Raw genomic sequence first — 18,080 nt, 5'->3', positions numbered from 1 at the left:
AAAGTCTGTAAAAAAGGACGCCGAAGCGCCCTTTTTATAAGAATTGAAGACTTAGTCTTCTGCTGTATTTTCGCCATCTTGAGCCGCATCTACAGCCTCAGGAGTTTCAGCCAGATGATCTTCTGAAACTTCTGTTTCTTCCAACATATCCAATTCTTCATCTTCAACGGCTTCAATGGCTTCTACACCAACCAGTTTTTCATCTTCAGCCAGACGGATCAGACGAACACCTTGTGCATTACGGCCAGTTTGTGCCACTTCAGATGCACGGGTACGAACCAAAGTACCGCCATCAGAAATCAGCATCAACTCTTTAGATGCATCAATTGCCACTGCACCCACCAGCTCACCGTTACGTTCAGAGGTCTTGATCGCAATCACACCCTTACCGCCACGTTTTTTGGTTGGGAAGTCATCTACAGGCGTACGTTTACCATAGCCATTTGCAGAGGCACACAGTACTTCACCCGTTTCAGGCACCACCACCAGAGATACGATACGACTAATGAAGTTCGCTTCAGTTGCATCTTCATCATCAGATTCAACCTCTGCATCTTCTGCATCTTCAACTTGCGAAGCACCAATAGTCACACGCATACCGCGCACACCCTTGGCTGAACGGCCCATTGAACGTACATCAGTTTCTGCAAAGCGAATGGCTTTACCTTCGTTCGAGAACAACATGATTTGCTGTTCACCGTCAGTAATCGCAACACCAATTAAGGTGTCATCGCCATTCAGTTCAATCGCACGCAAACCGTTTGAACGAACATTCGAGAACTGTTCCAGTTCTACACGTTTAATCGTACCGTACTCGGTCGCCATAAACACATAGAAATTCTTGCGCACGGCTTCAGCTTGCTGAGCAAAGTCATTGATGATGTCGTCATCAAGATCAGTGGTTGAAAGCGCTAAGCCCAATTCTTTCAACTGAACACGCAGTGCATCAGAAATGTCATCTGCACCCTCTTCAGATTCAGCAAGTGCAGCTTCTAGTGCAGCAAAGTGACTGTTGATCACTTCGTTGCTTTGTAGCTGAGCAGCATTGGCTTTTACAAATGCTTTAAAGTCTGCCAAACGTTCTTTGAATTTCTTCGGTGCATCAATCACTGGCAAGATTGCAGTAATGGTTTCGTTGTCATCTAGGGGCAGCAAGTTCACCATTGGACGACCTTTGGCACCACGAGAGGCTTGTGGTACTTCGTAGACTTTCAAACGGTAAACCTTACCGACATTGGTGAAGCAAAGCACGGTTGCATGGTTCGAAGTAACCACCATATGCTGGATATAATCGTCTTCTTTCATGCTGGTTGCAGACTTACCACGGCCGCCACGACGCTGAGCCGCGTAGTCAGACAATGGTTGAGTTTTTGCATAACCAGTTTTTGAAACTGTCAGCACCATTTGCTCTTCAGGAATCAAATCTTCACGAGAAAAGTCGATACGTGATTCAACGATATCGGTCTTACGTGCATCACCATACTGCTGAAGAATCAGTGCAAGCTCTTCACGAATGACATTCATCAATAAATTAAAGTCATTCAAGATGGCAGTATATTCAGCAATTTGCGCAAGAATTTCAGAATATTCAGCTTGCAGCTTATCTTGTTCAAGACCTGTTAAGCGATGGAGACGCAGCTCCATGATCGCGTTCACTTGGGTCGGTGATAAACGATAGATATCGCCATCAATACCAAATGGACGGCTAGGATCTTCACCTTCAATTTCGTCAGGACGTACAGAAACCGCGCCTGCTTTTTCAAGTAATGCTGCTACACCGCCTGCTGCCCACTCGCCCGCTTGTAAACGCTCACGCGCCTCAGCCGGATTCGCAGAAGTCTTGATGGTTTCAATAATCTGATCGATATTTGCAAGTGCAACCGTCAAACCCTCCAGGATATGACCACGTTCACGTGCTTTGCGTAACTCAAACATGGTACGACGTGTCACGACTTCCTGACGGTGACGGATAAATGCCGCAATGATGTCTTTCAGGTTCATCAACTTCGGTTGTCCATTGTCCAGACAAACCATGTTGATGCTGAATGAGTTTTCTAACTGGGTATTCTGGAACAGGTTATTCACGATCACTTCAGCGTTTTCACCACGCTTCAGGTCAATCGCAATACGCATCCCTTCTTTATCAGATTCGTCACGAAGTTCAGAAATCCCTTCGAGTTTTTTCTCTTTCACCAGCTCAGCAATACGCTCAATGGTTTTCGCTTTGTTGACCTGATAAGGAATTTCAGTGAATACAATCGTGCTACGGCCAGTTTTGGCATCTTCTTCGATGTGGTATTTACCACGGATATGCAAACGGCCTTTACCGGTACGGTAGGCATCTACAATACCCGATTTACCGTAAATAATACCGCCAGTAGGAAAATCTGGACCCGAAATATGTTCCATCAGCCCTTCAATGCTGATATTCGGATCATTGGCATAGGCTAAACACGCATTGATGACTTCAGTCATGTTATGCGGTGCCATATTGGTCGCCATACCTACGGCAATACCAGCAACACCATTAATCAACAGGTTAGGAATACGCGTCGGCATGACTTGTGGAATGCGCTCAGAACCGTCGTAGTTGTCTTCCCATTCCACTGTATCTTTTTCAAGATCAGCAAGGAGCTCATGGGTCAGCTTACGCATACGTACTTCGGTATAACGCATTGCCGCTGCACTATCACCATCGACAGAACCGAAGTTACCCTGGCCATCAACCAACTGGTAACGCAAGCTAAAGTCTTGTGCCATACGGACAATCGTTTCATAAACGGCAGAATCACCATGCGGGTGATATTTACCGATCACGTCACCGACTACACGTGCAGATTTTTTATATGCTTTGTTATAGTCATTGCCTAATTCGTGCATTGCGAAAAGCACACGACGATGAACCGGTTTTAAACCATCTCGTACATCTGGCAATGCACGTGACACAATCACGCTCATCGCATAATCGAGATATGAGCTTTTAAGTTCATCCTCAATGGCAATCGGTCTAATTTCCGATACGCTCATGCATACTCCTTATTCTACAGGTCCTGTTTGACCTGTATTTATATGTCGTAAATCCAGCTATAAATTGGTTCAAAAAACGCTGAACCAATATTTAAAATTCAGTCGGACAGTATAGCATAAATCAGGCTAAATTAAGCCGTTTCAGACCCAACTATCCAAAGGATTTTTGGTAGAAATTTTAACCACTTCACAATTTTTAACGCATAAAAAAACCTCTGCACACAGAGGTTCATTCTTAGCTTGAATTATCGCATTTTATGCACGGAAATATCTTGTACTGAATCCACTGTTTCTTTCTTGATCAAGCATACAAAGAAGATTTACCTGCGTACAATCCAGCTGCATCAATAGCTAGGTAATTAAATACTGGACGACAATCCACATCAGCAGCATGCATCAGGGTAACAGATCATCAAAGTTCACAGGAAGACGCCGCTAAACCGGCAAATAAATTAAAATATGAATATTAGTATTACTTTTAAATCTTCTAAAGCTCACTTAATATCTGCCCTATTAAGCACCAAAAGCAACACATCTAATCTTTATTTTCAGTCCAATTTTCTAATCATTATTCAAATTTTCATACTTAATTTTTAAATAATTTAGAACATCCATACAACAACCACGTAGATAATACAAAAGGAAAAATAAGCGCCAATACCATCAGCGCATCGCCTTGGATACCATAAGCACTGTTCTGAAATCGCTGATTATCAAGCTCGATCCAATGCTCTGCTTTCGCAAGTACCTGTGCATCTGAAAGCGTATTCAAATAGATCAAATGGATAAACCCTACAAAACTACAGGCAGCAAAAATAAGCCACAGTCCAGCGATCTGTATTAGGATGATCAAATAAGCCAATACAGCAAGAACAAATAGTATTAGAGTTGAACAAAACAATCGATAAAATCGAGCATTTTCGATTAAAGGCTAATATACAGGCAATATAGAAACTTTCATTATTATTTTATTCATTTTTCATTATAAATAAAAACGCCCCTGAACAGAGCAGTAAGTCTTCACTTACTGCTCACGCAAGAGCGTCTTTTTAAACTGTATTCAGGAATTAGATTTTAGATACTAATTCTGGAATAACAGTGTTCAAGTCACCTACTAACCAATAGTCAGCGACTGCATTGATTGGTGCTTCTTCGTCCTTGTTGATCGCAACGATCACTTTAGACTCTTTCATACCTGCCAAATGCTGGATCGCACCAGAGATACCTACAGCGATGTACAGGTCAGGCGCAACGATCTTACCAGTTTGACCAACCTGCATATCGTTAGGAACGAAGCCTGCGTCAACAGCTGCACGAGATGCACCTTGAGCTGCACCCAGTTTGTCTGCAAGTGGATCAAGGATTTTGTGATAGTTCTCACCAGAACCCACACCACGACCACCAGAAACAACGATACGAGCAGCTGTTAATTCTGGACGTTCAGATTTAACGATTTCTTCGTTAATGAACTTAGAAATACCAGCATCACCAGTCGCTGTAGCAGCTTCAACAGCAGCAGAACCACCTTCAGCAGCAACTGGATCGAATGCAGTACCACGAACAGTTGCAACAACAACTGATTCAGAAGATTCTACAGTTGCAATCGCGTTACCTGCATAGATCGGACGTTTGAATGTGTTTGCAGAATCAACAGCAATGATGTCTGTGATCATGCTTACGTCTAGTAATGCAGCTGCACGTGGCAGGATGTTTTTACCAGTCGTGGTAGAAGCAGCAAGAATATGACTATAGCCTTTGCCCAATTCAGCAACCAGTTTCGCTACGTTTTCAGCCAACTGGTTTGCATAAGCAGCATCATCTGCAAGCAATACTTTGCTTACGCCAGCAACTTTAGCCGCTTGGTCAGCAACTGCTTGAGCGCCAGAACCAGCAACCAATACAGTGATATCACCACCGATTTTTTGCGCCGCAGCAACAACGTTTAAAGTAGCAGCGTTTAATGCTTTGTTGTCGTGCTCAGCGATAACTAAAATACTCATGATTTTTATCCTTCTGTATTAGATCACTTTCGCTTCGTTTTTCAATTTTTCTACAAGCTCGTCTACAGACTTCACTTGTACACCAGCTTTACGCTCTGCAGGAGATTCAACTTTTACTGTTTTCAGTTTAGTTGTAGTGGTTACACCGAAATCTGCAGGTGACTTGGTATCCAGCGGTTTTTTACGCGCTTTCATGATGTTTGGAAGAGCAGCATAACGTGGCTCGTTCAAACGTAAGTCAGTGGTAATGATTGCAGGCAAGTTCAATTCAACAGTTTGTAAACCACCGTCGATTTCACGAGTCACTTGTACTTTGTCGCCTTCAACTTTCACTTCAGAAGCAAAAGTACCCTGGCCTGCACCTAAAAGCGCGCCAAGCATCTGACCAACTTGGTTAGAGTCGTCATCAATCGCTTGCTTACCAAGAAGGATTAATTGTGGTTGTTCAGCTTCAACAACACCTTTAAGAATTTTCGCTACTTCTAACGCACCTAATTGGCTGTCATCAGCTTCAACCAGGATACCGCGGTCAGCACCAAGAGCCATAGAAGAACGGATTTGTTCTTGAGCTTCTTTAGGACCAATAGAAACAACAACGATTTCTGAAACAGTTCCTTTTTCTTTTAAACGAACCGCTTCTTCCACTGCGATTTCACAGAATGGGTTAATTGACATTTTAACGTTTGTTAAGTCAACACCACTGTTGTCCGGCTTAACGCGAACCTTAACGTTGGCATCAACCACACGTTTTACAGCAACAAGAGCCTTCATGTAATCCTCGGCTGTTTTAGCAAATGTAAATATTTAGAAAAGTTATAATAACTCTTCACTTAAATTTTTTTAGGTGCCCTATCTTGCAATGCGTTCGGCATTTCGGTCAAGTCACAATTCACCAATAGGGTGTAAAAATGCGTAATTTTCCTTGAACGTCGCGTTCACATTTCAAGATTTGACATTTATACAGAACAAATTCCCATCATTTTATTTAAAATTTAACTATTGATTTTTAGTATCTTTTTATTTGATTATGCACATCAAAAGATTTGATCTATTTTATAAAATTTAATTTCATTTCTTGTCACTATTATTATAAAGAATACAAATTACTCCTATCTAAATCTGTCATTTCTGACATATGGTGATGGGTTCGATTCATTCTTCCAGATTTGGTCAAAATTCCCTCTTATAAATAGATCAATGAAATAGCAGAAAATAATTTTTATAAGGAAATATATTAAAAAAGCACGCTGTGATCACGTGCTTTTAAATTTTTAAAACGAATGTATGACTTATTTGATGAACATTGGTGAATTTTATAGCTCATTAATTAATGATTAGCCATGAAGCAGCGAGTGCCAATAAACCACCTGAAGTCCCATCAATCCACTTTTGCTTACGTTCATCAATCTGAGCCGAACGGGTAAGTCGAGCAAATAAAAGGCTTAAAGCACAATACACCACAAAGATCATGGCAATAAAGATAAAAGACAGAATCAAACCCTGGCTCACCGTATTCCCACTTTTATCTATAAACTGCGGCAGGATTGCAAAGTAAATCAGCATGCCTTTCGGATTCAGTAACGCAGTAATGAAGCCTTTTTGTACCGGATTGCTGGATGATTTCTTTTCAATGATCAACGTATTTTTGCTAAATACCGATTTCACCAGACTAAATGCCAGAAATAACAGATAAGCAATTCCTAACCAGCGAATGGTTTCAAACAGCACTGGAAAAGACATAATAATTGCTGCAATTCCTAACGCCACCAGAATCGAATGCACCAGATAACCGCAACATACCCCAATAGTCGCCATCATGCCTGCTTTTGCATCTTTACCCATCACTTGAGACAGGATAAATAGCATATCTGGTCCAGGTGTAAAAATAAGGGGAAGCACGGTCAGTGCAAAAAGTGCAAATACAGACATTTCCTTGTTCCTCTGTACATGTCGGAAAGTGAAATTAGTATCTGCGATTTTTTACAAAATAGGCTTTCAATTTATTTTATAATATGCATTATTTTTAGAATATTATTCTATTTTATGAAGATATCTTCCAAGTCTATTCGAGTAAAACTCGATCGTATTGACAAAAATATCATTCAACACTTACAAGCCAATGGCCGGATTCAGAATAACGATCTGGCACGTGAAATTGGCCTTTCGCCTTCTTCGTGTTTGCGTCGGGTAAAACTGCTTGAAGATGCGGGGGTAATCCAGAGCTATACCACGATCGTGGACCAGCAGAAGATTGGTTTTCAGCTGATTTTATTTTCTCGTATCTGGCTAGTGGGTCAGGATGCTGAAACGATTGACACCTTTATTGAAGCCATGAAGGAACTACCCCAAGTGATGGAATGCTATATTATTTTGGGTGAATGTGATGCAATGCTCAAAGTGGTGGTGCCCGATCTGGAAAGTTATCGTAAATTCCAGTCTACGCATTTAACTAAAAAGAATGGGATTACCAGTGTCAAAACCGATTTACCGAGTCAGATTATCAAGCAGAGTTTTCAACTACCTTTAGATGATCTTTAATATTGGCCAAATAAAAAGGACGATTGATATCGTCCTTTTTTACTGAAGATCAATTTTAGACACGACTTTCCAGAAAGTCACGGTGCACATGACTGAGGTCAATCAGTTCATAAGATTTTAAATCAAAGATCTTCCAGATTTCGATGGCATCTTCTTTTAAGTCCACTGCCTTGGTCGCACGAGTAGTCGCTTGCCATTGCAAGTCTGAAATCCAGATATAGTATTCATGACTATCAGGATTGTAGGCTTGAACCTTACCATCTGTATTAATTCCCTGCACATGAGCACCTTCAGGTAAAGATGCTTCAATATTTGGCAGACTGATTTCCACAAAATGTTTGATCTGGCGCAGACCATAACCTGCAAAAATTTCTTTTTGTGCTTCGCTTAACCGATCATATTTTTGTTGTATATCTACAATAATTTCTGTGCCCATATACTTCCAGTCCTGTCAGGCTGAATTCTTTTCAGCCATACCCTGTTTTTTAGCTTAAATTCTGTTCTTTTGTTATACCTGAATTTTAGCCTTTCGCGAATAAGACCATAGTGAAATAATCTGCATGGTCATTCTATTTCTCTCAGCATAAATATTCTTTATGAAATTTTTATGCCAACTTATATTTTTAATAATGATTATTTAAGATTTTCAGGTTTATGTTGTGCCCGTGGATGCGCCTGATCATAAATCTGCGCCAGATGATCAAAATCGACATGCGTATAAATTTGGGTTGTAGTCAGATTACTATGTCCCAGCATTTCCTGCACGGCTCGTAAGTCCCGACTATTGGATAACATGTGACTCGCAAAACAATGTCTTAACAAATGCGGATGCAGATCCACATTGACGCCTGCACGCTGCGCCTGAAGCTTGACCCGATTTTCAATCTGCCTTGCCCCTAGCGGATTACCCTTCTGAGTGATAAAGACATGTGCTTCTGGCACAAAATCACCATGCCATACAGGATAAATCTGTAACCACGCCATGACACTGTCTTTGGCTTTGGAACCAAATGGCACAATACGGGTTTTATTCCCCTTACCCGTAATGCGAAGCAGCTGACGGTTGAAGTCAATATCTTTAATTCTGAGGCCTTGTATTTCAGCCAGACGTAGCCCACTGGAATAAAGCAGTTCCAGAATTGTCTTATCGCGTTTCCACATCTGCTGCTGCACCTCACCTTCAGGTTCAGGCTGATCCAGAATCTGATGAATGGTTTCAATATCAACCATACCGGGCAAAGGTCTGGATTGTCTTTTCAGCTGAAAATCATCTGCCGGATTAAAACTGACATGCTGTGCCTGTTCAGCCCATTTCATAAACTGGCGAATTGCTGAAAGTAGCCGCTGCAGACTGCTGGAACTTAGGCCCTGTTGTTCAACTTTTTCCGCCATAAACTGGCGTAAATCTGTTGATTCAATATCTCCGAGTGCTAAAGCATGACGCTGACAAAAATTCAGAAAGTCGGAAACATCACGCTCATAGGCCTGCAAAGTATGTTTGGACTGGTTCTGGATTTCACGTTCTTTGAGCCATATGGATAACAATTGCTGTGGATCAAGCTGCATTCTATCCTCCTTGGCTGTTTGAGCCTGACAAACATCAGTCTATCAAATAATGCAAAAATAATTTATTCGGCCTATATAAAAAAGCCCTGACTCTTCAGGGCTTTTTAAATTAAGCTTGGAAATAACGTAAGTCTAAGCGACCTTCATAAACAGTTGCGGTTGGACCAGTCATCCAGACTACATCCCCCTCGACCCATTCAATCTGCAACTTGCCGCCCGCCAGTTCAATCTCGACATTGTTGGCAAGTAGGCCACGGCGCATACCAGATACTGCGGCTGCACAAGCACCCGTACCGCATGCCAATGTTTCACCTACACCACGCTCATATACGCGTAAACGCGCATGCTTTTCATCAATGATCTGCATGAAGCCTGCATTGACGCGTGCCGGGAAACGCGCATGCGATTCTACTTGTGGACCAATACGGGTTACATCTGCATTAATCACATCCGGTACGACTGTTACCGCATGAGGATTACCCATGTTCACTACATCAATCGTGAGTTTTTCACCCTCTGCCAGATCGATGTCATACAGATTATCCGGTTCATCGGCCAGGAATGGAATTTCTTGAGGCAAGAATTTTGGATAGCCCATATTGACGCGCACCCAACCATTGGCGCCCAATTCAGGTTCCACAATGCCAGATTTGGTCTGTACTTTGATTTTAGTTTTCGTCGTCAGCTGACGCTCATGCACAAAACGGGCAAAACAGCGCACGCCATTGCCGCATTGTTCTACTTCAGAACCATCGGCATTGAAAATACGGTATTTAAAATCAGCACTCGCTACATCAGGTGGTTCTACAATCAGTAACTGATCAAATCCAATGCCAAAATTGCGATTTGCCAGACGCTGAATAGTCAGGGTATCCAGATAAGCACGCTGGCTGATCAGGTCAACCACCATAAAGTCATTGCCCAGACCATGCATCTTGGTAAATTCAAGTAACATTATTCTGTCTCCTTAAGGCAATAAACGCTCACGTTCCCACAATGATTCAATCGTTTCGCGTTCGCGAATCAAATGTCCTTGATCACCATCAACCATCACTTCAGCAGCACGGCCACGGCTATTGTAATTCGAGCTCATCACAAAACCATAAGCACCAGCACCAAGTACTGCCAGCACATCATTTTCCTTGATCGCAAGCTCACGCTCTTTACCGAGGAAATCGCCAGTTTCACAGATTGCACCCACCACATCCCATTCTTTCGTCTCGACATCATTACGCGGTGTCACAGACTGAATGTCCATCCATGCTTCATACAAAGCTGGACGAATCAGGTCATTCATCGCTGCATCAATGATCGCGAAATTGCGGTGGCTGGTCGGCTTCAGCAGATCCACTTTGGTCAGTAGCACACCTGCATTGGCAGAAATACTACGGCCCGGTTCCATATAGACTTTCAGGCCCAGCTTTTCTAAAGCCGGACGCAACGCATTGGCATATTCTTGAACAGATGGCGGTGTCTCATCTTTATAAGTCACCCCTAAACCACCACCGATATCGATGTGTTTAAGGTGGATCCCCATCTCTTTTAACTGGTCGACCATCACGATGACACGATCCAGCGCATCTACAAAAGGCTGGGTTTCAGTCAGCTGTGAACCGATATGGCAGTCAATTCCAACGACATCCAAGTTGGCTAAAGATGCTGCATACTGATAAGTTTCAAATACGCTATCCGATGGAATGCCGAATTTATTTTCTTTCAGACCCGTTGAAATGTAGGGATGAGTTTTCGCATCTACATCTGGATTCACACGCAGTGAGATCGGTGCTTTTAAACCCAGTTCTGCCGCAACTTTCTGAATACGATCCAGCTCGGCATAAGATTCTACGTTAAAGCAGGCAATACCAACTTCTAGCGCTTTCTTGATGTCTGCTTCTGATTTACCTAGACCCGAAAATACGATTTTAGAAGGTTCACCACCCGCTTTCAGTACACGTGCCAGCTCTCCGCCCGTGACGATGTCAAAACCTGCCCCTTGTTTTGCCAATACATTCAATACCGCAAGATTGGAGTTTGACTTCACGGCAAAACAGATTTGGTGATCAATAAAGTCAAATGCACGGTCCATGTCCAGATAATGCTTTTCAAAAGTCGCCTTTGAATAAACATAGAGTGGTGTGCCAAATTGCTCTGCCAGCTGTTGCAGTGAACATTGCTCGGCATGCAATACCCCATTAATACGGGTGAAACTCATGAAGGTATCCTTTCTTTGAAAGCGTTAAGGTGTAATGGTTGAATCTGATGTTTCGGGCGCAGCAAACTGTTGTTGCACAGGGGCATCTCGTTCTTCATCGGAAGTTTTAGACTCAGCTTCGGTATTTTTATAGAGCAGATACTTGGCACGCTTGTCGTAATCCGGATCATTTGGCAAGTGCAAGGCACCTGACTGACCACAACCTGCAAGAGCAAGACCTGCTGCTAAGATACTGATGTAGCAAATGACTTGGCGCATCTGACCACCTAATTGAATAGTTTCGATGAAGTATAACGCGATCATTCGCCATGACCAAAGCGTTAAACGCTAGAGAGTATCTTTAGACAAAAAAAAACGCCAGCAGATCGCTGACGTTTTTATTGATATGGATTATTTATGTTTCTGTTTATAGAAGCCTAAATAGCCCAAAATCAATAGAACAAACCAGATCGGACTGACCATCAAGGCACGGCGAGTATCATCTTCTAATGCCAGCACACCAATCATGCCGACAAAGAAAATAATCACGATCCAGCAAGTCACCAAACCACCTGGTAGCTTAAATACTGATTTGGCATGTAGCTCTGGACGGGTACGGTAATAAATCATGTAACTCCAGATAATCATCAGCCATACACAGATAAACAGGATGGTTGATAATGTTGTCGCCAATGTAAAGGCTTCAACAGTATTCGGTACAAAATACTGTAACGCTGCACCCAATAATAAGCAGACTGCAGAGAAATACAGGGCATTGGCAGGTACAGCACGCGGGTTCAAACGACCGAAAGCTTTCGGTGCCTGTTCTTCACGCGACAGACCGAACAGCATACGGCTGGTCGAAAACACACCACTGTTCATTGAAGACATTACGGATGACAGCACCACCAGATTCATGATGATCGCAGCAGCTGCAATACCGGCTTGGCTAAACAGATTTACGAACGGAGAAACACTTGGATTAATCTGATCCCACGGCGTCACAGACATTACAATGACTAGAGCAAGTACATAGAAAATAATGATACGGATCGGAATCGAGTTCACCGCTTTTGGCAGGTTACGCTCCGGGTCTTTGGTTTCCGCAGCCGTGGTACCTACAAGCTCAACACCCACAAAGGCAAAAATCGCAATCTGGAAACCAGCCAAGAAACCCATAGCACCCGTCGGGAACAAACCACCATGATCCCAAATGTGCGCAAAGGATGCAACCGTACCGGCATCATTGGTAAAGCCGGTGAAAATCATCCACAGACCAACCGCAATCAGCACTACAATCGCAATAATTTTGATCAGGGCGAACCAGAATTCCATTTCACCAAAGAGCTTCACGGTGGCCAGATTCAGTCCCATGATAAAGACAATAGAGGCGATACTGATTAATACCCCTTCGCCCGGGGTAAATGGGAGACCATTATTAAAAAACTGTAAATAATAAATAATCGCAGACAGGTCGGCAATTCCGATCGTAATCCAGCATAACCAGTAGGTCCAGCCTACAAAATAGCCCGCCCATGGTCCGATCAGATCCGTAGAGAAGTCGATAAATGACTTATATTGTAAATTTGACAGTAATAACTCGCCCAATGCACGCATCACGAGAAATACCATGAAACCGATGATCATATAGATCACCAGAATCGAAGGCCCTGCCAGACTAATGGTTTTACCTGAGCCCATAAACAGGCCGGTACCAATAGCACCTCCAATCGCAATCAGCTGCAGGTGTCGATTGGATAAACTACGCTGCAGCTCGCCGTTTTCGGACGGCGAACCAGTATGATGACCTGACATTATTTTTCAACTTCGATGTCTAATCGCGACAAATTAACGCAAAAAAGGGGGAATACAAAAAGAAAATTCGCATCATTTGTATTTTCCACTTAATCTTAAAAGTTAATTTATTTTTCTTATATAACGAATAGGTTCTCTTTAGTCGTAGAAGCTCTGGATAAATTTCCTGCATATTTGTTGTAAAAGTTCCGAAACTGTGTAAAAAATAAACCTATAAAAATGTCGTGAATAGTGCTGAGGATGAGCACGTCTGGCATGTCATTTGCTTGATTAAAATTAAGTGAACTTTAAACTGATACTCAGGACGAATAAGAAGAACTTTATGCAAAATTTACAAAGCATCATGGAAACCCTCAGTGGTTGGGTCTGGGGTCCATATATGCTGGTACTGATTGTCGGTACTGGCGTATTCCTTACTTTCCGATTACTTTTCTGGCAATTCCGTATGTTGCCACTGGCCTTTAAACAGGTTTTTGGCAAACATCCTTCCCACGAAGGCGATATTTCCCAGTTTAGCTCACTCATGACCGCCCTTTCTGCCACCATTGGTACCGGTAATATTGCCGGGGTGGCAACAGCCTGTGTCTTGGGTGGCCCTGGTGCAGTTTTCTGGATGTGGATGACTGCCCTGTTCGGTATGGCGACCAAATATGGCGAAGGTGTTCTGGCGGTAAAATACCGGGTAAAAAATGAGAAAGGTGAAATGTCTGGCGGTCCGATGTATTACATCGAACGCGGCCTGAAATGGAAATGGTTAGCCTTAATTTTCGCATTTTTTGGTGCTGTTGCCTCTTTCGGGATCGGCAGCTCGGTACAGTCTAATACGGTAGCACTAGCCGTTGAAAATGGTTTTGGTCTGGAAACCTGGGTTACAGGCGTGATCATCACAGCCTTTTCTGCACTGGTGATTCTAGGCGGGATTAAATCCATTGCCAGAGCTTCTTCCTTTATTGTACCGATCATGGCGATTGGTTATGTCGCGGGCGGTCTGATCATTATTTTTAACAATCTGGAGCTGGTTGGTCCTGCCCTGAAAATGATCTTTACCTATGCATTCACCGGTGAAGCAGCAGTTGGTGGCGCTATTGGTGCAGCGATTCGCTACGGTGTGGCACGTGGTGTATTCTCGAACGAAGCCGGTATGGGTTCAGCACCGATTGCCGCCGCTGCAGCAAAAACGGATCACCCGGCTCGTCAGGGTCTGGTATCGATGACAGGTACTTTTATTGATACCATTATTGTCTGTTCGATTACCGGTATTGTGCTGGTGATGGGCTTTATCATGGCGGGCAATGATTTTGGTGGTCAAACTGGTGCGGTACTGACCATCGGTGTATTCGACAAACTGTTACCAGGCGTTGGTGGTTGGGTCGTGACTTTCGGCATTATCTTCTTTGCCTACTCCACTATTCTGGGCTGGAGCTACTACGGCGAAAAATGTGCGACTTATCTCTTAGGTGAAAAGTTTGTTTTGCCTTACCGCATTATTTACATTGCTACCGTATTCATTGGCTGTATAGCTACACTAGATCTGGTCTGGCTATTTGCCGATACTTTCAACGGTCTGATGGCGATTCCAAACTTGATCGGCTTGTTACTGCTTTCAGGTGTGATTGCCAAAGAATCGAAAGACTTTATTGCCCGACGCAAGTCTGGTGAGCTTTATTAATATAATCCAAAGCCCTAAAGAAAAAAGCCACTGTAAAAGTGGCTTTTTTTTACGGTCCCAGTGTTCTAAACGAAATCAGTTCAGACGACCTGAAAATTCATCGTCATCATGATTTTGATTAAGATTCAGAAATTCCTCACGATCTGCTTCAATCTCAAGCGCAGTTTCCAAAGATAAGACAAAAAATAGTACGCCAGGAATTTTCATTTCCCCTTCGCTATCTTCCAGATGGTCACTCAGCATTTGATAGATTGGGTTGGCTTCATCAAATGGCACATCGATATAAAGATCACCTGAATAGCTTTCAATCACACCGGGTTGTTCAATCCCCATACATGGTGCAAAAGCAATTTGGCGTTGCTCCAGCCACTCCATCAGATTCTGGCGCAGGTGATAGGAGTCAGCATCTGCATTTTCATGTTCATAATTTTCAAAATGTACAAATAATACATCACGGTCTTTTTCACGTGCGATTGCATCAATATGTTGTAGCATGTCCGGCTTCCTGTTCCCGTGATGATTAAGGTCATTATAGGGTGTATTTGATGCTCATGTAGAGTAGCAGATGCAGATACGTCACACGCTGACGTAAAACAGCGAATTTTTCAGGCGAAGATCTTGGTTTTCAGTGGCATTCACCGCTATGCTGTAGCCCTATTCCCAATCTTGTTTTTCGGAAACTATGGCTAAAGCAAAAAGTGTCTATCGTTGTGAGCAATGTGGTGCAGACCATCCTAAATGGTCTGGTCAGTGCGCTGAATGTGGTGAGTGGAACAGCTTGCTGGAAGTCAACATTGCACCTGCGGTGACTCATCGTGCCCAGCCTAAAATTGGCGGCTATGCTGGTCAGGCCGCTGCGATTACCACGCTTAATAAAGTTTCCGTTTCACATGAAAGTCGCATGCCGACCGGAATTGGAGAATTCGACCGGGTTCTGGGTGGTGGTCTGGTGACAGGTTCCGTTGTGTTGATTGGTGGTGATCCGGGGATTGGTAAATCGACTATTCTGCTACAAACTGCCACACATATGGCCGCGGGTAACAGTTCCGCACTCTATGTGACAGGTGAAGAATCTTTATCTCAGGTGGCATTACGCGCTCAGCGTCTGGACTTGCCAACTGAACATCTTAAAGTCATGGCAGAAACCTGTGTGGAACGCATTTGTGAAGTACTGGCACAGGAACGACCAGCGGTTGCAATCCTTGACTCGATTCAAACGCTTTATACTGAAACCTTGCAGTCTGCACCGGGTGGCGTATCACAGATTCGTGAATCAGCAGCGCTCCTGACCCGTTTTGCCAAAAATAGCGGAACTGCCCTGTTTATTGTCGGTCACGTCACCAAAGAAGGTGCACTCGCAGGTCCGCGTGTGCTGGAACATATGGTGGACTGTGTTCTATATTTTGAAGGTCAGTCGGATTCGCGTTACCGTATGATCCGTGCAGTAAAAAACCGATTTGGTGCGGTGAATGAGCTGGGGGTATTCGGCATGACCGATAAAGGTCTGCGTGAAGTATCTAACCCGTCTGCCATTTTTCTGAGTCGTTATGATGAAGCCATACCCGGTTCAATTGTGATGATCAGCCGCGAAGGTACACGTCCATTGCTGGTTGAAGTTCAGGCACTGGTCGATGATGCGCATGGTCAACCGCGTCGTGTAGCGTTAGGTCTGGAACAAAACCGTCTGAATATGCTGTTAGCCGTAATGCATCGTCATGGCGGCGTACAAACCTCTGGTCAGGATGTCTATGTCAATATCGTCGGTGGTTTAAAGATTACCGAAACGGGTTCTGATCTGGCAGTTCTACTTGCCTGTGCATCGAGTATCCGTGGTAAAGCTCTGCCGCAGCAACTGGCTGTGTTTGGTGAAGTTGGTCTATCAGGAGAAATCCGTCCGGTACCCAATGGTCAGGAACGTCTCAAAGAAGCCATCAAGCATGGTTTTAAATATATTATCCTGCCGCGTGCCAATGCCCCGCAGAAAGAAATTCCGGGCGTACGCTTTATTGCGGTTGCCCGTCTGCATGAAGCCCTCAGTGAAGCCATGACTTTAAGTGATGAACTGTAGGATTCAATTTGTAGCACTCAGTTTGGAATTTCGGTAAAAAAATACAGTTTTTTGATTGAAATTCCATGTAAAGCCTATATAAATAGAGTGTTCAAATATATTTTTTACATAGGAAAACTGAATGGAAGTTCGACAGCGCGGTTTGATCGCGGGTTTCTTGACTGCAGCACTACTGGTTGCGCCTCTAGCTGCTGAAGCAAAACGTGCCGGTGGTGGTAAAAGCCATGGTATGCAACGTTCTGCTGCGCCGACTCAGACTTATCAGCAACCCCGTCAGGCAGCTCCTGTACAACAGGCTCCGACTGCAGGTGCAGCAACTCAGCAAAAATCTGGCCCTGGTGTGGGTGGTATGGTTGCTGCGGGTGTAGCGGGTGCTGCAATTGGTGCCGTCGCAGCGAATGCTTTGGCAGATGACAACGCGGCATCTCAAGCACAAGTTGAAGCTGTTCAAGAAGAAGAACAAGGTGGTATCCCAGGCTGGATCTGGATCTTACTTGCTGCAGCTGTTGCCTTCTTCATTTTCCGTAAAATGGGCGCAAAAAAAAAAGTAACTTCTAGCAATCCATTCGCTCCAAACAGTGGTGCTGGTTCGTCAGCACCATTTGGTCAAGCACCTGCTGCACCTCGCGGTGGTGATAGTACCAATATCTTTGGTCAGAATGTCGGTGGTCAAACACCTGGCAATAATGCCCCATTTGGTTCTGCTCCGGTAAATAACGCGCCGTTTGGTACTGCTTATACTCAAAGCGGTAGTCAGCTGCCTGATGGTACTGAACCTGCTGCCTTCTTGCGTGTTGCGCGTCAGCGTTTTAACCATATTCAGTCTATGAATACGGCGAGCAACATTTCAGAAATTCAGCGTTATCTGACCCCTGACCTGTATCAGTCTATGTATAACGACATTATGGCGAATCAGGATCAGGATGTTGCTGAGTTCTCTAACCTGAATGCCATGGTTGTAGATTCATCAAATGAAAATGGTCAATACGTAGTGAGCGTACGCTTTACCGGTACAGTAAGTGAAGACCTGAACAGTCTGCCACAGCCATTTGCTGAAGTTTGGCACTTTGTAAAACCTGCAGGTTCTAACCAGGACTGGCAGGTTGCGGGTATCCAGCAAGAAAGCTAAGACTTAAGTATTTTTAATAAAACAGCGGCCTTCGAGCCGCTGTTTTATTTTCAGTATTGGGTTCCCATGCTGTGCTT

The 18,080-nt window shown here is 43.7% G+C and carries 16 protein-coding genes; 4 read left to right on the top strand and 12 right to left on the bottom strand.

Features of this window, described 5'->3' with window-relative positions; genetic code table 11:
• Nucleotides 1-51: 51 nt before the first annotated feature.
• The 5 genes from gyrA to ACS72_RS14010 all read right to left on the bottom strand — a co-directional run bounded on the left by gyrA (nucleotide 52) and on the right by ACS72_RS14010 (nucleotide 6,956).
• Entirely contained in the window at nucleotides 52-3,027 is a 2,976-nt protein-coding gene (gyrA, locus tag ACS72_RS14030; protein ID WP_048882435.1) for a DNA gyrase subunit A, read from the bottom strand.
• A 586-nt stretch (nucleotides 3,028-3,613) separates the two neighbouring features.
• Complete coding sequence (locus ACS72_RS18760) at nucleotides 3,614-3,808, bottom strand: hypothetical protein (protein WP_228156242.1); 195 nt, start codon at nucleotides 3,806-3,808, stop codon at nucleotides 3,614-3,616.
• 286 nt (nucleotides 3,809-4,094) lie between these two features.
• Nucleotides 4,095-5,027, bottom strand: coding sequence for an electron transfer flavoprotein subunit alpha/FixB family protein (locus ACS72_RS14020; RefSeq protein WP_004815039.1), 933 nt, complete (start codon nucleotides 5,025-5,027; stop codon nucleotides 4,095-4,097).
• Between the two features lie 18 nt (nucleotides 5,028-5,045).
• Nucleotides 5,046-5,798: an electron transfer flavoprotein subunit beta/FixA family protein gene (locus ACS72_RS14015; protein ID WP_004815037.1), complete on the bottom strand. Its 753-nt coding sequence runs from the start codon at nucleotides 5,796-5,798 to the stop codon at nucleotides 5,046-5,048.
• Nucleotides 5,799-6,350: 552 nt separating this feature from the next.
• A complete protein-coding gene (locus tag ACS72_RS14010) occupies nucleotides 6,351-6,956 on the bottom strand; it encodes a LysE family translocator (protein ID WP_048882434.1) in 606 nt (201 codons plus the stop codon).
• 114 nt (nucleotides 6,957-7,070) lie between these two features.
• On the opposite strand from ACS72_RS14010, the gene ACS72_RS14005 reads away from it, so the two are divergent.
• Nucleotides 7,071-7,565, top strand: a complete 495-nt coding sequence (locus ACS72_RS14005; protein WP_004815034.1) for an Lrp/AsnC family transcriptional regulator — start codon at nucleotides 7,071-7,073, stop codon at nucleotides 7,563-7,565.
• Nucleotides 7,566-7,620: 55 nt separating this feature from the next.
• Here the strand turns inward: ACS72_RS14005 and ACS72_RS14000 are convergent, their stop codons facing one another.
• The 6 genes from ACS72_RS14000 to ACS72_RS13975 form a co-directional block, all read right to left on the bottom strand.
• Entirely contained in the window at nucleotides 7,621-8,001 is a 381-nt protein-coding gene (locus tag ACS72_RS14000; protein WP_048882433.1) for a hypothetical protein, read from the bottom strand.
• A gap of 197 nt (nucleotides 8,002-8,198) precedes the next feature.
• Nucleotides 8,199-9,131, bottom strand: coding sequence for a site-specific tyrosine recombinase/integron integrase (gene xerA / locus ACS72_RS13995; protein WP_048882432.1), 933 nt, complete (start codon nucleotides 9,129-9,131; stop codon nucleotides 8,199-8,201).
• A gap of 109 nt (nucleotides 9,132-9,240) precedes the next feature.
• The gene (dapF, locus tag ACS72_RS13990; RefSeq protein WP_048882431.1) at nucleotides 9,241-10,086 is read right to left on the bottom strand and encodes a diaminopimelate epimerase; all 846 of its coding nucleotides are present in this window, start codon (nucleotides 10,084-10,086) and stop codon (nucleotides 9,241-9,243) included.
• 12 nt (nucleotides 10,087-10,098) lie between these two features.
• Nucleotides 10,099-11,343 (bottom strand): diaminopimelate decarboxylase, encoded by a 1,245-nt coding sequence (lysA, locus tag ACS72_RS13985; protein ID WP_048882430.1) that lies wholly within the window; start codon nucleotides 11,341-11,343, stop codon nucleotides 10,099-10,101.
• A gap of 24 nt (nucleotides 11,344-11,367) precedes the next feature.
• On the bottom strand, nucleotides 11,368-11,601 hold the full coding sequence (locus ACS72_RS13980; RefSeq protein ID WP_026056785.1) for a lipoprotein: 234 nt from the start codon (nucleotides 11,599-11,601) through the stop codon (nucleotides 11,368-11,370).
• 132 nt (nucleotides 11,602-11,733) lie between these two features.
• On the bottom strand, nucleotides 11,734-13,137 hold the full coding sequence (locus tag ACS72_RS13975; RefSeq protein ID WP_004815018.1) for an amino acid permease: 1,404 nt from the start codon (nucleotides 13,135-13,137) through the stop codon (nucleotides 11,734-11,736).
• Between the two features lie 322 nt (nucleotides 13,138-13,459).
• On the opposite strand from ACS72_RS13975, the gene ACS72_RS13970 reads away from it, so the two are divergent.
• Complete coding sequence (locus ACS72_RS13970) at nucleotides 13,460-14,806, top strand: sodium:alanine symporter family protein (protein WP_048882429.1); 1,347 nt, start codon at nucleotides 13,460-13,462, stop codon at nucleotides 14,804-14,806.
• Between the two features lie 75 nt (nucleotides 14,807-14,881).
• On the opposite strand, the gene ACS72_RS13965 is transcribed toward ACS72_RS13970, so the two are convergent.
• Nucleotides 14,882-15,301: a hypothetical protein gene (locus ACS72_RS13965; RefSeq protein WP_008302371.1), complete on the bottom strand. Its 420-nt coding sequence runs from the start codon at nucleotides 15,299-15,301 to the stop codon at nucleotides 14,882-14,884.
• 187 nt (nucleotides 15,302-15,488) lie between these two features.
• Here ACS72_RS13965 and radA point away from each other — a divergent pair, with 187 nt between their 5' ends.
• Entirely contained in the window at nucleotides 15,489-16,874 is a 1,386-nt protein-coding gene (gene radA / locus ACS72_RS13960) for a DNA repair protein RadA (protein ID WP_004815011.1), read from the top strand.
• Nucleotides 16,875-16,995: 121 nt separating this feature from the next.
• Nucleotides 16,996-18,003 (top strand): Tim44 domain-containing protein, encoded by a 1,008-nt coding sequence (locus ACS72_RS13955; RefSeq protein WP_048882428.1) that lies wholly within the window; start codon nucleotides 16,996-16,998, stop codon nucleotides 18,001-18,003.
• The last annotated feature ends 77 nt before the right edge of the window (nucleotides 18,004-18,080 follow it).

The organism is Acinetobacter sp. VT 511 (assembly GCF_001077515.1).
Lineage (GTDB): Bacteria > Pseudomonadota > Gammaproteobacteria > Pseudomonadales > Moraxellaceae > Acinetobacter > Acinetobacter schindleri.
The sequence above is the reverse complement of the archived record's forward strand: the minus strand, read 5'-3'. Positions and strand labels throughout refer to the sequence as shown.